13 protein-coding genes and 1 other annotated feature are annotated in these 13,643 nt (G+C 47.3%); of the genes, 12 read left to right on the forward strand and 1 reads right to left on the reverse strand.

The genetic code is table 11. The annotated features are described in order from the left end of the window. The first annotated feature begins 104 nt into the window (after window positions 1-104). The 6 genes from ABN764_RS23655 to obgE all read left to right on the forward strand — a co-directional run bounded on the left by ABN764_RS23655 (window position 105) and on the right by obgE (window position 5,018). Window positions 105-1,370, forward strand: a complete 1,266-nt coding sequence (locus ABN764_RS23655; RefSeq protein WP_021254225.1) for an Rne/Rng family ribonuclease — start codon at window positions 105-107, stop codon at window positions 1,368-1,370. 53 nt (window positions 1,371-1,423) lie between these two features. Continuing rightward, window positions 1,424-1,504 (forward strand) — a sequence feature (ribosomal protein L21 leader region). A gap of 13 nt (window positions 1,505-1,517) precedes the next feature. Beyond that, a complete protein-coding gene (gene rplU, locus ABN764_RS23660; protein WP_021254226.1) occupies window positions 1,518-1,829 on the forward strand; it encodes a 50S ribosomal protein L21 in 312 nt (103 codons plus the stop codon). 11 nt (window positions 1,830-1,840) lie between these two features. Further along, window positions 1,841-2,167, forward strand: coding sequence for a ribosomal-processing cysteine protease Prp (locus tag ABN764_RS23665; protein ID WP_021254227.1), 327 nt, complete (start codon window positions 1,841-1,843; stop codon window positions 2,165-2,167). Between the two features lie 22 nt (window positions 2,168-2,189). Next, the gene (rpmA, locus tag ABN764_RS23670; protein ID WP_021254228.1) at window positions 2,190-2,501 is read left to right on the forward strand and encodes a 50S ribosomal protein L27; all 312 of its coding nucleotides are present in this window, start codon (window positions 2,190-2,192) and stop codon (window positions 2,499-2,501) included. A 432-nt stretch (window positions 2,502-2,933) separates the two neighbouring features. Beyond that, on the forward strand, window positions 2,934-3,689 hold the full coding sequence (locus ABN764_RS23675) for a Spo0B domain-containing protein (protein ID WP_021254229.1): 756 nt from the start codon (window positions 2,934-2,936) through the stop codon (window positions 3,687-3,689). A 12-nt stretch (window positions 3,690-3,701) separates the two neighbouring features. Next, entirely contained in the window at window positions 3,702-5,018 is a 1,317-nt protein-coding gene (gene obgE, locus ABN764_RS23680; protein WP_021254230.1) for a GTPase ObgE, read from the forward strand. 88 nt (window positions 5,019-5,106) lie between these two features. Here obgE and ABN764_RS23685 read toward each other — a convergent pair whose 3' ends face one another. Continuing rightward, on the reverse strand, window positions 5,107-5,976 hold the full coding sequence (locus ABN764_RS23685; RefSeq protein WP_446673268.1) for an aldo/keto reductase: 870 nt from the start codon (window positions 5,974-5,976) through the stop codon (window positions 5,107-5,109). A gap of 294 nt (window positions 5,977-6,270) precedes the next feature. On the opposite strand from ABN764_RS23685, the gene ABN764_RS23690 reads away from it, so the two are divergent. The 6 genes from ABN764_RS23690 (at window position 6,271) to ABN764_RS23715 (ending at window position 13,241) form a co-directional block, all read left to right on the forward strand. Then, on the forward strand, window positions 6,271-6,708 hold the full coding sequence (locus ABN764_RS23690) for an ACT domain-containing protein (protein WP_021254232.1): 438 nt from the start codon (window positions 6,271-6,273) through the stop codon (window positions 6,706-6,708). Between the two features lie 83 nt (window positions 6,709-6,791). Next, window positions 6,792-8,078 (forward strand): homoserine dehydrogenase, encoded by a 1,287-nt coding sequence (locus ABN764_RS23695; protein WP_142545796.1) that lies wholly within the window; start codon window positions 6,792-6,794, stop codon window positions 8,076-8,078. A 35-nt stretch (window positions 8,079-8,113) separates the two neighbouring features. Then, the gene (thrC, locus tag ABN764_RS23700; RefSeq protein WP_446673269.1) at window positions 8,114-9,181 is read left to right on the forward strand and encodes a threonine synthase; all 1,068 of its coding nucleotides are present in this window, start codon (window positions 8,114-8,116) and stop codon (window positions 9,179-9,181) included. Beyond that, window positions 9,181-10,140 (forward strand): homoserine kinase, encoded by a 960-nt coding sequence (gene thrB / locus ABN764_RS23705; protein ID WP_174809308.1) that lies wholly within the window; start codon window positions 9,181-9,183, stop codon window positions 10,138-10,140. Before thrC ends, thrB begins: the two co-directional genes overlap by 1 nt. Before the next feature lie 21 nt (window positions 10,141-10,161). Continuing rightward, window positions 10,162-11,031 (forward strand): prephenate dehydratase, encoded by an 870-nt coding sequence (pheA, locus tag ABN764_RS23710; RefSeq protein WP_174809307.1) that lies wholly within the window; start codon window positions 10,162-10,164, stop codon window positions 11,029-11,031. Between the two features lie 233 nt (window positions 11,032-11,264). Continuing rightward, complete coding sequence (locus tag ABN764_RS23715; protein ID WP_446673270.1) at window positions 11,265-13,241, forward strand: LysM peptidoglycan-binding domain-containing protein; 1,977 nt, start codon at window positions 11,265-11,267, stop codon at window positions 13,239-13,241. Window positions 13,242-13,643 lie beyond the last annotated feature (402 nt).

The following is a 13,643-nucleotide window of genomic DNA, read 5'->3' on the forward strand; positions in this document are numbered from 1 at the left end:
GAAACGGTTATCATTTTTTCTAGCCTGTTCCATAAACCGGCATGTTCACCTTATCCTGCTTCATGTTACAATGGAAGATGACGCGCTGTAGTAGAGGTGATACCATGAATCAGATGATTGTTCACTGTGAGGAACAAGTGACGCAGATGGCGTTGCTTGAACATGGTCGGCTCGTCGAATTTGCAGTCGAACGTGCAACTGGCACAACGCTGGTCGGCAGCTTATTTAAGGGGCGGGTAGTGAATGTGCTTCCTGGAATGCAGGCTGCGTTCGTGGACATCGGGCAGAAGAAAAATGCATTTTTATATGTCGATGATTGTTTACATCCTCATTTGGAGAAGCAGCCTAAGCAGAAACCGCCGATAACGAGTCTGCTTCGAGTTGGACAGGAACTTATCGTGCAAGTGATGAAAGATCAGCTAGGAGGCAAGGGGGCGCGTGTAACCACGCATTATTCTCTACCTGGCAGATATTCGGTGTTTATGCCATATGCCGATTATATCGGTGTATCTAAGAAGATTGAGCAGGAATCGGAACGCAATCGATTGAAGCAGCTTGCTGAACAGCTTCGCCAGGGCGAAGAGGGGCTGATCATTCGAACCGTTGCTCAAGGTGAATTGACGGAGACGCTTGAGGGTGATATTGAGTCACTCCGCGAGTTGTGGGAGACGATTGGTTATCGTGCCAAGGAAGCTCAGGCTCCCGCGTTGCTGCACCGTGATCTAAGCATGGTGGAGCGGCTTGTTCGGGATGCGTTCTCACGCGAGATTGACCAGCTGCTCATTGATGATGTTCGCCAATTGAAAAAGGTGCAGTCGTTTGTTCGTTCGTTTGACCCTGAATTGGAAAATCGGATTCATGTATACAAAGACAGTGAGCCGCTATTTACCCGTTATCGGGTGAAAGATCAGCTAGATAAGGCTTTCCAGCGTAAGACATGGCTGCAGAGCGGAGGATATCTAGTATGGGATCAGACGGAAGCACTGACGGTTGTTGATGTGAACACGGGAAAATATACGGGGACAAGCGATCTGGAGGAGACCGTATTCTTAACGAATCTGGAGGCGGCCGAAGAGATTGCGCGTCTTATTCGTCTTCGCGATATCGGCGGCATTATCATTGTTGATTTCATCGATATGGATACGGAAGAACATCGAGTGCGTATTGTGGAGCGATTGGAAACGATGATGCGGAAGGATCGTACGAAGTGCTTGGTTGTCGGTTGGACGAAGCTTGGTCTAATGGAACTGACACGCAAGAAGGTTCGTGAGCAGGTCATGCATCAACTGTTCCAACCCTGTGCCGAGTGCGAGGGAAGCGGAGTTGTTTTGTCCTCGCTTTCTCAACGGGAACCGGAAATTATACGTTGATTTTTATTGCAGAGTGTGCTAAGATCTACGGGTATGTGTTAAGTCTAGTGCTGCACATGCTGTAACCGCTCCAGACAGGTATGAAGTGTGAAGCGATGCTTCACCACCTGATTTAGGCGAGTCTGAGACATGAGGAGGTGCAACACAATGTACGCAATTATCGAAACAGGTGGCAAGCAGTACAAAGTTCAAGCTGGTGATGTATTGTACATCGAGAAGCTGAACGCTGCTGAAGGCGAAAGCGTGACATTTGACCGTGTATTGGCAGTATCCAATGACAACGGCTTGGTCACAGGTACTCCGGTAGTATCCGGTGCTACTGTTACGGCGAAAGTTGAAAAGCATGGAAAAGGCGCGAAAATTGTCGTGTACAAGTACAAAGCGAAAAAGAACTACCGTCGTAAGCAAGGTCATCGTCAACCGTATACAAAAGTGACGATTGAGAACATTCAGGCGTAAGAAGGTGCCATATGATTCGCATTACAATACGGCGCAAGCCGGATCATTCAATTGAGAGCTTCTCCATTGAAGGACATGCGAATTATGCTCGCCACGGAGAGGATATCGTATGTGCGGGAGTCTCTTCGGTATCGGTGGGTACGGTGAACGCCATTGAAGCATTGACGGGCATTGAGCTGGAATGCAAGATGAAGGATGGATTTTTGAGTGGACGTGTTCCGCGCATTAATCAGCCGGATATCGAAGCTAAGGTTCAATTGCTGTTGGAGTCGATGATCGTCAGTTTACACACGATCGAAACTTCATACGATTCGTATCTTCAAATAGAAGACAATTAAGTGAGCAAGGAGGTAGACTATAATGTTGAAACTGAACCTTCAGTTGTTCGCATCCAAAAAAGGGGTAGGTTCCACAAAGAACGGCCGTGATAGTATCGGTCGCCGTCTTGGTGTGAAGCGCTCCGACGGTCAAGTAGTTTCTGCTGGCAGCATTTTGGTGCGTCAACGTGGTACGAAAATCCACCCAGGTAACAACGTGGGCATCGGTAAGGACGACACTCTGTTCGCGAAAGTGGATGGCGTTGTTAAGTTCGAACGTTGGGGCCGCGATCGCAAAAAAGCGAGCGTCTACCCGGTTGAAGTTGCACCTGTTGCAGCAGCTGTGGAGAACTAAGACGACTGAAGAACCCTCGGCTTGAGCCGGGGGTTTTTTTAATGAATAAGAGACGACAATGCGTTGTCTGGCAAAGTGCAAGATATGTCGAGCCTGTGCACAGCTTATGTAGAGCTTATGCCAAGCTTGTACCAAGCCTGTGCAAAGCCGAAGTTGTTGTTCGTTCGAGAGATAACATAGTCGCTCATCTGAGGAAATGCTTCGAAGGGGCTATGCCACATCAATTCCTTTTTGTCTGCTCATTATTTCCCGCATAATGCCGCCATCAGCGCGGTCCACATTGTTTCTAATTCTGTTGTTACTGGAATGATTTGTGCAAATCCTTTATTTCTTAGTATGATTTTGTTTGGACGAGGTTTCAGGCGCGTGATATACTGAAATTCGGGGAGTTTGTACATAACTGGAAATGTGTGAGTATCGGGGAGCGAAGTGATGAATAGGACAAGCTTATGGATCGGCTGTTGCTGGGCTGTCGCTGCAGCTGGGACAGCAGCTATCATTGGTTGGAATATGCACATCGGGTGGCGTATTGGACTCGCATTCGTTGTGGCTGCCAGTATTGGCGGAGCATTTTTGCTATTCTCGCGACAACAACAACGACAAAGAGAACGAATGCTTCAAGAAACCCAATTAGCGGCAATTCACTTAATGAATCATCAGCGGCATGATTGGATGAACGACTTGCAGCTTCTGTATGGATATGTTCGTTTGAAAAAGTACGATAAATTACCGGACTGCGTGGAAACAATAAAAGAAAGAATGGCGGAGGAAAGCCGAATTGCCAAACTTGGTTTTCCGGAACTCGTTATGTTTTTGATGCAGCACCGTACCTCTGGCGGTACGATGCCGCTCAAGGTAATGATACCAGAGCCTCTTGAACTCGACCGATTGAACCTGGAAGTGGACACTGTCCGCTTGACGAATATGATTATCGAGACGGTTAACACATTCCGCTTCGCATCCAAGGAGCAGGGGGACGCTTATTGCCCGCTGCAGCTTGCGATATGGTGTGAATCGAGCCAGCTTAACATTCAATATCAATTAGAGGGTAAACTGCTTCGGCCGGGCGAAGTGGCCGAGAAGCTGAGACGAATTGCGATGGAACGCGGCGTGCGGCTGGAGCAGTTGTCGGCGAATCATCATGATGGGCAGGACGCCTACCAAATAGTCGTGCCATGCAGTGCATAATGAGGTGACAGCATGTTTGTAGATAAGACGAGGATTTATGTTAAAGGCGGCGACGGAGGCGACGGAATCGTCTCGTACCGCAGAGAGAAGTATGTGCCAATGGGTGGTCCCGCTGGCGGTGACGGAGGACATGGCGGCGACGTTATTTTCCGTGTAGATGAAGGATTGCGTACGCTTGTCGATTTCCGCTACCAGAAGCACTTTAAGGCAGATCGCGGGGAGAAGGGCCGGAATAAGAGCCGGCATGGAGCGAATGCGGAGGATATGATTGTCCGCGTTCCCCCTGGTACGGTAGTCATCGATGATGATACGAAGGAAGTTATTGCTGACCTTACCCGTCAAGGCCAAGAGGTTGTTATTGCCAAGGGCGGCCGTGGAGGACGAGGGAACATCCGCTTCGCAACAGCGAACAATCCTGCACCGGAACTTGCAGAACATGGAGAAGAAGGTCAGGAGCGCTGGGTTATCCTTGAATTGAAGGTCATGGCTGATGTCGGCTTGGTCGGATTCCCGAGTGTCGGCAAGTCAACTCTCCTGTCTGTTGTATCTGCGGCGCAGCCGAAGATTGGTGCTTATCATTTTACGACGATTACACCGAACTTAGGCATGGTGGATGTCGGAGAAGGACGCAGCTTCGTTATGGCCGATCTTCCTGGGTTGATTGAAGGAGCTCATACGGGTATTGGATTGGGTCATGAATTCCTTCGTCACGTTGAACGTACCCGCATCATTGTTCATGTTGTGGATATGGCGGGCATGGAAGGTAGAGATCCATTCGATGATTGGGTGAAGATTAACGAGGAATTGAAGTTATACAATGAGAAGTTGTCCGAGCGGCCGCAAATTATCGCTGCTAATAAGATGGATATGCCTGAGGCAGAAGAGAATTTGGCGGTATTCCGTGAGAAGGTTCGCGAGATGACGGGAAGCGATATTGAGATTATGCCAATCTCCTCGCTGACACGGCAAGGTATTCAAGAGCTGCTCTATCGAGCGATGGAGTTGCTTGAGCAGTTGCCTGATGCTCCTGAAGTCGAAGCAGTGGCAGAGGTTGATGAGCGTAAAATCTATCGCTTCGAGAAGACAAGACATGATTCAGAATTTACAATTCGCCGCGAGAACGATACGTTCGTAGTTGAGAGCGAAGCTGTTGAGAATATGCTGAAGCGCATGCAAATGAACTCTCATGATGCGATCTTGCGCTTTGCGCGGACACTGCGCCACATGGGAATTGATGAAGCGCTGCGCAAGCGTGGTGCAGTTGATGGGACGATTGTCCGCATTGCTGATTTTGAATTTGAGTTCGTAGAAGGCAGCAGCTACTATTGAAGTTCATAAGAAAATGATTAGAACGCCTGACCCTTTTGGGTCGGGCGTTCTTTTTTTGTTTATTGAGTCAATGGAAGTGGCGCTTCGATCAAGTGGGAGTATTGGCCTGATCAATATTCGTAAGACAAAACAGGTCAGCTTCATCCAGCAGAATATCCATTCCCCGTACACTGTCTTGAATAGAAGAAGGCTTGGTGGCTGCCGGTATGGGAATGAGATTAGGGGATAGTGCAAGCAGCCACGCAATCACAATCTGATAAGGGCTTGCCGAATACTTCTGTGCCAGTTCTGACAATACAGGATGGTTCTGCAAATGGATGGAATTGCTCGGCCCACCGAATGGGCTATACGCAATGAAGCTGATCCTATGCTCATCACAGTATCGAAGCACGTCATTCGAGTGTCTGTCATAAAGATGGAGACGGTTCTGAATACAAATGATGGGTGCGATTTGCTGGACACGCTGACACTCGCTCACAGTAACATTAGATAGGCCTATATGGAGAATTTTGCCTTCTTCCTGAAGTCGGCTTAACGCTCCAACAGATTCTTCAATAGGAACAGAAGGATCGGGAGCGTGCAAAATGTATAGAGGATGGCATTCCCGCTTTAGAGTATGTAAGCTGAGCTCGCATGCAGAGCGAAGAGAATCGGGTCGGCCGTCGCATATCCAGGACCCATTCGGACGAGCTAGCCCCCCTTTTGTAATAATTAGGTACTCTTCCGTGGAGTAGGCAGATAGTGCTTCTTGCAGCAATTGTTCATTGTGGCCGAGATCGTGATCATCAAGGCAGTACGTATCGGCAGTGTCAAATAACGTGATTCCGCTTTCGAAGGCAGCTTGGATGGTCGCGATCGCTTGCCCTCGGTCAGGTCTGCCAGCTACAGATAGTGGAGCGCATCCTAGGCCGAGCTTTGACACCTGTATTTGAGTAGTACCAAGCAGTGTGTGCATCATGAATAACTTTACCTCCTCTATGGAAAAATGAAGCAGTTTCAAATTTAATCATTTTATACTGTTACTGTGAAGGGAAGAGAAGGTTTCGTTTTTTTTCGTCAGAACGGTTTTCATTATTTTTAAATAAAAACAAGGAAGACGATAGGGATAATCGTGTATAATAGATTAAACTTTTTATGCCTGTAAAATGGATTAGAGAAAATATTTATAGATTGGCCTATTGCCAACTTGCGCACATATCCGCTATAATGTCCTCTATAAATAAACAAAAGTCTTTATACGGAGGACTCAATCATGGCAGAGCGATATTACTTGGTGAGAGAAGACATATTGCCAGAGGCGGTAGTGAAGACGGTAAGAGCGAAGCAATTGCTCGCGACAGGTGAAGTGAAGACGGTTCATGAAGCTGCAGAACGAGTTGATTTGAGCCGCAGTGCTTTTTACAAATATAAAGACGGTATCTTTCCGCTCAATCAATTGGAGCGCGAACGGATTGTAACGATCTCAATGGATTTGGATCACCGTTCAGGCATTTTATCTAAAGTGCTTGGTTCTGTCGCTTCCTATGAGGGAAACGTATTGACAATCAATCAGACGATACCCCTGCAAGGAATTGCGAATGTTGTAATCTCGGTTGAAACGTCACTTATCGCAGAGCCATTCGGCAATATGCTGGATGCGCTTCGGGATATCCCTGGGGTAAAGCGTGTGACGATCATCGGACAAGGGTAAGTGTACTTGCTTAATTACATCGGTATTACTCTATAACTACATTAGATACAGACAGCTGCTGGGAGAAGGGGAGGAACTGATTTATGAAGCCGATTAAAGTTGGATTGCTAGGATTGGGGACGGTAGGAACTGGTGTTGTACGTATTGTGGAGGGGCATCAAGAGGATTTGTCCAGCCAAGTGGGCTCGCCGATTGTAATTGAGAAGGTACTCGTGAATGACATTCATAAGGAGCGCAGCATTAGCATTCCTGAACATAAGCTAACAGAACATGCAGAAGATATTATTAACAACCCGGATATTGATATTGTGATTGAAGTCATGGGTGGTCTTGAGCCAACGAAGCAATATATCATGGATGCGCTGGAGCGCGGCAAACATGTGGTTACGGCGAACAAAGACTTAATGGCGCTGCACGGGCGTGAGATTATGGCCAAAGCGAAAGCGAATCATTGCGATGTATTGTACGAGGCAAGTGTAGCTGGAGGCATTCCGATTATCCGCACCTTGATGGAGAGCTTCTCATCTGACCGGATTAAGAAGATTATGGGGATTGTGAACGGAACGACGAACTTCATTTTGACGAAGATGAGCAAGGAAGGCGCGGGCTATGAGGAAGTGCTGAGGGAGGCGCAGCAGCTTGGATATGCAGAAGCTGACCCTACTTCGGATGTAGAAGGGCTTGATGCTGCACGCAAGATGGCCATCTTAGCAACACTTGGCTTCCACGCGGACGTGGCGTTGGAGGATGTTGAAGTTCGCGGAATTTCACAAATCAAAAAAGAAGACATTATGTTCGCGAAGCGTCTCGGTTATGAGATGAAGCTGCTCGGTATCGCAGAACGTCAGGATGATCAGATTAGTGTTGTTGTGCAGCCTACGATGGTCAGCAATGCTCATCCGCTTGCTTCGGTCAATGGCGTCTTCAACGCTGTATATGTGTATGGCGAAGCCGTTGGCGAGACGATGTTCTATGGCCCTGGTGCTGGTGAGATGCCTACAGCCACTTCTGTTGTCGCAGACTTGGCGGCTGTCATCAAAAATATGAAGCTCGGCGTGAACGGATTGCGGGCGCTGACTCCATATAAGGAAAAGAAATTGAAAACAGACGATCAAATTTCATATAAGAACTTTATTCTTCTTCATGTGGAAGATAAGGCGGGGGTATTGGCACAGATTACGCAAGTATTCGCGGAGTACGATGTGAGCCTTGATTCCGTCGTCCAACAGCCGAATTCGCATCATCCAGATGCTGAAATTATCATTATCACACATCAAGCCAGCCAAGCGAACATGAAGAAAGTGTTTAAGCATTTTGAAAACTTGGATGTTATTAAATCCATCAAGAGTGCATATCGGGTAGAAGGCTAATCCACCAATCAGGCAGCAGAAAAGGGGTTATTTCGATGAGATACATGGGACTACTAGAAACATACAAATCATATTTGCCTATCAACGACAATACGCCAAAGCTGACACTGCATGAGGGGAATACACCGCTCATTCGCGCGGATCGTCTATCCGAAGAGCTTGGATTGAATTTGTATTTCAAATATGAGGGATTGAACCCTACTGGATCGTTCAAGGATCGCGGCATGGTTATGGCAGTAGCGAAGGCAGTAGAGGAGGGGAGCCGTACAATCATGTGTGCTTCTACAGGCAATACATCTGCTGCGGCTGCAGCTTATGCAGCTCGTGCTGGCTTGAATTGTATCGTTCTCATACCGAACAATAATATTGCGCTCGGCAAGCTTGCTCAAGCAATGATCTATGGTGCCAAAATTATTGCGATTCAGGGCAACTTCGACCGTGCGTTGGAGATCGTGAGAGAGATTACAGCCAAGCATCCGATTACACTCGTGAATTCGGTAAATCCATATCGAATCGAGGGTCAGAAGACGGCGGCTTTCGAAGTGTGTGATCAATTGGGGAAAGCGCCCGATGTGCTTGCAATTCCGGTTGGCAACGCTGGCAATATTTCGGCTTATTGGAAAGGGTTCAAGGAATATCATGCTGCCGGCAAGACAGACTCCCTGCCGAGAATGGTAGGGTTTGAAGCAGAAGGTGCAATGGCGATTGTAAAGGGTGAACCGATTTCGGATCCGGAGACGGTGGCTACTGCTATCCGAATCGGCAATCCGGCAAGTTGGAAGACGGCAGTAGAAGCTGCTGAACAATCGGCTGGCCAAATTAATTACGTAACCGACGAAAAAATCCTTGAAGCTTATCAATTAATGGCTGCGAGGGAAGGGGTATTTGCTGAGCCGGGCTCTGCTGCTTCACTTGCTGGTGTGCTGAAGCTTCATAAGGAAGGATACTTCAAGGGCGGAGAGACTGTGGTGAGCGTGCTTACTGGACACGGTCTGAAGGATCCGAATATCGCAATTAAGACAGTAGCGAAGGAACCGCTCGTCGTTCAAGATACAGAAGAAGCTGTTATGGAAGCAATTGCGAAGCTGGAGCGTGAACAATAATGTGGCGGGAAGAAGGGGTGCTCGTGCGTGTACCGGCGAGCACTGCGAATTTAGGGCCGGGATTCGATACATTGGGCATGGCGCTTCAACTTCATCTGTGGGTTGCGATGAAACCGGCGGATCAAGCTATCATTCGATTGCACGGTTCTGATCTTGAGGGGGTACCGACGGATGAGAGCAATCTTATCTATCGAATTGCACAATCAGTATTTGATGAAGCGGGAATTGAGCGTCGTCCGATTGAGATGGATGTATATAGTGAAATCCCGTTGACAAGAGGACTCGGAAGCAGTGCCTCAGCCATTATTGGCGGTTTGGTAGCGGCGAATCAGCTGATCGGTGAGCCGCTCGATGCGGATCGTCTCTACGACATGGCGACGGCTATTGAACGCCATCCTGACAATGTTGGAGCCTCCCTCATAGGAGGGATTGTAGCAGCTGCATGGGATGGAGAACATACGACTTATGTTCGTGTTGAGCCGGATAGTTACCTATCCACTGTGGTCGCTATCCCTCAGTTCCAGCTTGAAACAAAGCAAGCTCGAGGTGTGCTGCCCAGCCAAGTAGACATGGCCAAAGCCGTATTTAATATCAGTCGGTCTTCGCTTCTTGTAGCTGCTTTGAGCAGTGGGAGATACGACTTATTGTCTGAAGCGATGAAGGATTGTCTCCATCAGCCATACCGTGCCCCGATGATTCCAGGTATGACTCATATTTTGGAGCATGCTGTGCAGAACGGTGCGCTTGGTGTCGCGCTCAGTGGCGCGGGCCCAACTCTGCTTGCGTTTATTGACAAGCGCAGTGACACCCAAGAACTCATTTCGTTTATGCGAGATACATTTAGCGAGCATCTAATCGATGCTGTTGTGAAAGAATTGGAGCCGAGTCATGAAGGTGCAGTATGTATTGGTACATGGAGCGATATGGAATCAATCTTATCTGCGCGCATGCTTGAATAGTCTACGAAGGAGTTAGCGTACATGGCACGAATTGCATTATTGCCGGAGGGCTCCGTTTCGCATGAAGCGGCATTGCATTTAGCAGGACATGATCATCAATTTGTACACTTTAAGCTGATTTCGGATGTGTTTCTTTCGACTGCGCGTGGCGATTCAGAATATAGTGTCATCCCCATTGAGAATACAATTGAAGGTTCGGTCAACCTACATATGGACTGGATTGTTCATGAGGTGGATTTGCCGTTTCAAGCAGAATGGGTCTTTCCGTCTATTCAGAACCTGATTGGACGCCGTGAGGAACTGCAGGGAGATTGGGGCAATATTCAAAAAGTAATGTCACATCCTGTAGCGATGGCACAGTGCATGCAGTACATTCGCAAGTACTTGCCACATGCGGAACTCGAACATGTGAGCAGTACAGCTGAGGCGATCAATATTGTGAAACAGAATCCGGGCCGCGGCTGGGCAGCTATTGGAACGACAGTAGGTGCGCATACGCATGGATTGGATATATTGGCGCCAACAGTGACGGATCATAATAACAACTTTACTCGATTTGTGCTCATTGGTAGGAAGCCGTTAGAATTACCTCCTTCAACTGCACATAAGACGACCATTTTGGTTACCTTGCCTGAGGATTTCCCGGGGGCGCTTCATCAGGTTTTGTCTGCATTTGCTTGGAGACGGATTAACTTATCTCGCATTGAGTCCCGTCCAACCAAGAGGAAATTAGGCAGTTATTACTTTTACATTGATGTAGAAATGGCGTTAGATACCGTTCTGCTCCCTGCCGCCATCGAAGAAATTGAAGCGATCGGCTGTCAAGTGCGCATTCTTGGTTCCTATCCAAGCTATTCGTATGAGTTTTCATTAGCGGATTCAAATGGCTGAGGGAAAAGATATATTAAAGACAAATCACAGCGCTGCAAGCTGCAATGATATAAGTAGGTTTGTAGTGCTGTGCGTGTATTACGGATCGTTGTCCTCCCTAGCAAGGGAGGATTTTTTTGTTTTTATTGCACACATGGATGTCAAACGCCTATTTGCTGCATAGGATAAAGTAGGTGATTTCGGGCTTATGTCCGGTAAGAGTAGGATGACGAACGTGTGGGAGGTTGCATGAAGTGAAAATACACATTGTCAAGAAAGGCGACACGCTATATGCGCTGGCGAAAAAATACGGAATTACTTTAGAAGAACTTATTGCTATGAACAGTCAGCTTGCTAACCCGAACGAACTGGATGTTGGCATGAAAATTAAAGTCCCGTCGACTCCGGTTCCCTCAAGTGGACATGAGATCGTTCACAAGCACGTTGTAAAGGAAGGGGACACCCTATGGAAATTGTCTAAAGCGTGGGGAATACCTCTTCAAACTTTAATCGATGCGAATCCGCAGCTCAAAAATCCGAATGTGCTGGTGATCGGTCAAGTTGTAAACATCCCTAAAATGCAGTCAGATGGCAATGTTCCGGCCCCTAATGTTAATAAGCCGCCATCCTCTAAGGAAGAAATGACGAAGCCCAAGTCTGAAGTAACGAAACCGAAAGAAGAGGTCGTGAAGCCGAAAGAAGAAGTAACGAAACCGAAAGAAGAGGTCGTGAAGCCGAAAGAAGAAGTTATGAAACCGAAAGAAGAGGTCGTGAAGCCGAAGGAAGAAGTAGCGAAACCGAAGGAAGAGGTCGTGAAGCCGAAGGAAGAAGTGGAAAAGCCAAAGGTTGAAATCACGAAGCCAAAAGTAGAAATTGTAGAGCCGAAAAAAGAAGTTATGCCGCAAACCAAAGTTCCTCAACCGAACGAAGAGAACAAGCAAGTGAATGAGCTAAAACCTATCCAAGAGATTGTACAGCCCAAGAAAGAGGTCAAGAAACCACACCATGCAACTCAATTTGTATATGAAATGGAAAAGGTGGACTATGGAAGTACCCAACATGCGCATCCATGGGTAGGGTACAATCAGCCTATGAACTACCCGTCAAACTTTGACCCATCTATGGGGAATCAATCTTTTCTAAACCAGCCAAACATGCAACAACCTTATGCCGCCCCAGTTCCATCATTCCCGCCAAGCTACGAAATTCCTGTCCCAGTTATGCCGCAATATGTGTCCCCTGTACAGTATGAGCCTTGTGGTTGTAATCATATAGCTAGTAATTGGTACCCTACCAACATCCAACCGAATATCGAACCTTACGTACAATCGGATATCCAACCGAACATTTATCCAAATGTACAACCGAACATCCAACCGAATATCGAACCTTACGTACAATCGGACATCCAGCCGAACATTTATCCAAATGTACAGCCGAACATCCAACCGAATATTGAACCTTACGTACAACCGAACATCCAACCGAACATCTATCCAAATGTACAACCAAACATTCAACCGAATATCGAGCCTTACGTACAATCGAATATACAGCCGAATGTATCGCCGATCACAGAGTCGAATCAACCTTTTTCTCCTTATGAGTGTTACTGCCCACCGACACCAGTCTTCTGCAATCCTGGCTTTCCGCCTGTACCAACTGCTATCTATCCGCCATATCCTCCTGTGTATGGTGGTGCAGTATCGACGGTTCCGGGATATATTCCTTCTGCAATTCCGGCTGCAGTACCAACAGCAGTATGGGGGCCGATTGCTCAACCATTTGTGTATGCTTGTGGTTGTGGAGAAGAGCATGGCAAGCATCCATATGCGAATCAGTCATTAATGAACGCCGCCCCAGCAGGTGCACAAGGAAACGATTCTTATGAGCAGCCAACAGGGTATGGTTCGGACGGTATGCACTTCTACAATCCAAACTTATACGGATCCATTCCGGGATTCGCCAATTCGTCTTTGGGGAGTAACGCTTCAATCGGAGCGGGTGGTCATGGCAAACGTGCAGAACATGAAGTGGAGTTCAACAGAGAATCGGCATCCACAACGGACAAAGAAGGGCATGTATCCAGTGTAGGTACAAAAAAGGAACAACAGGCGAGGATTAAAGGGGCGCCTTCCCGGACGACAAAAAAGAAGAGCACGGAAAAAAAGAAAACGGCGCAGAAGCGTTCTAACGTGAACTCGAGAAGCATTCCGTGGATCAACGGATAGTCCAAAGGAAGCTGGAGTATCAACTATGAGAGAGACTGCATTAAGCAGAATGATCATGGTTGATATTTCCTGTTGTCAAGATGGGACAGGCCATGATATATTATAAATCCAGTCGCGAGATGCGGCGGCGCAGTAGAGCTTCAACGCTTCAAACGAATCTTCTAAAAAAGATTTTTAAAAAAGTGTTGACAACAAATTAGCTCCTGTGATAAGATGAAGTTCCTGTTGCGAAAGATGTTGAAAAATGTCGGAGCAGCAAGAAATGAAGATTGTTCTTTGAAAACTGAACAACGAGCAACGTTTGTGAATGAGGTAGCAATACCTCGTCAAAAGATATGAGCAGTTCAAACTTAACTTTAACGGAGAGTTTGATCCTGGCTCAGGACGAACGCTGGCGGCGTG

The sequence above is a fragment of the Paenibacillus wuxiensis genome, assembly GCF_040195695.1.
GTDB classification, from domain to species: domain Bacteria; phylum Bacillota; class Bacilli; order Paenibacillales; family Paenibacillaceae; genus Paenibacillus_B; species Paenibacillus_B suaedae.

Bases quoted from the DNA above. Each gene is read 5' to 3' on its own strand.
- obgE (WP_021254230.1), top strand. From the start codon at position 3,702: ATGTTTGTAGATAAGACGAGGATTTATGTTAAAGGCGGCGACGGAGGC.
- ABN764_RS23685 (WP_446673268.1), bottom strand. From the start codon at position 5,976: ATGATGCACACACTGCTTGGTACTACTCAAATACAGGTGTCAAAGCTC.
- thrC (WP_446673269.1), top strand. From the start codon at position 8,114: ATGAGATACATGGGACTACTAGAAACATACAAATCATATTTGCCTATC.
- ABN764_RS23695 (WP_142545796.1), top strand. From the start codon at position 6,792: ATGAAGCCGATTAAAGTTGGATTGCTAGGATTGGGGACGGTAGGAACT.
- ABN764_RS23655 (WP_021254225.1), top strand. From the start codon at position 105: ATGAATCAGATGATTGTTCACTGTGAGGAACAAGTGACGCAGATGGCG.
- pheA (WP_174809307.1), top strand. From the start codon at position 10,162: ATGGCACGAATTGCATTATTGCCGGAGGGCTCCGTTTCGCATGAAGCG.
- thrB (WP_174809308.1), top strand. From the start codon at position 9,181: ATGTGGCGGGAAGAAGGGGTGCTCGTGCGTGTACCGGCGAGCACTGCG.
- ABN764_RS23675 (WP_021254229.1), top strand. From the start codon at position 2,934: ATGAATAGGACAAGCTTATGGATCGGCTGTTGCTGGGCTGTCGCTGCA.
- ABN764_RS23690 (WP_021254232.1), top strand. From the start codon at position 6,271: ATGGCAGAGCGATATTACTTGGTGAGAGAAGACATATTGCCAGAGGCG.
- rpmA (WP_021254228.1), top strand. From the start codon at position 2,190: ATGTTGAAACTGAACCTTCAGTTGTTCGCATCCAAAAAAGGGGTAGGT.
- ABN764_RS23665 (WP_021254227.1), top strand. From the start codon at position 1,841: ATGATTCGCATTACAATACGGCGCAAGCCGGATCATTCAATTGAGAGC.
- rplU (WP_021254226.1), top strand. From the start codon at position 1,518: ATGTACGCAATTATCGAAACAGGTGGCAAGCAGTACAAAGTTCAAGCT.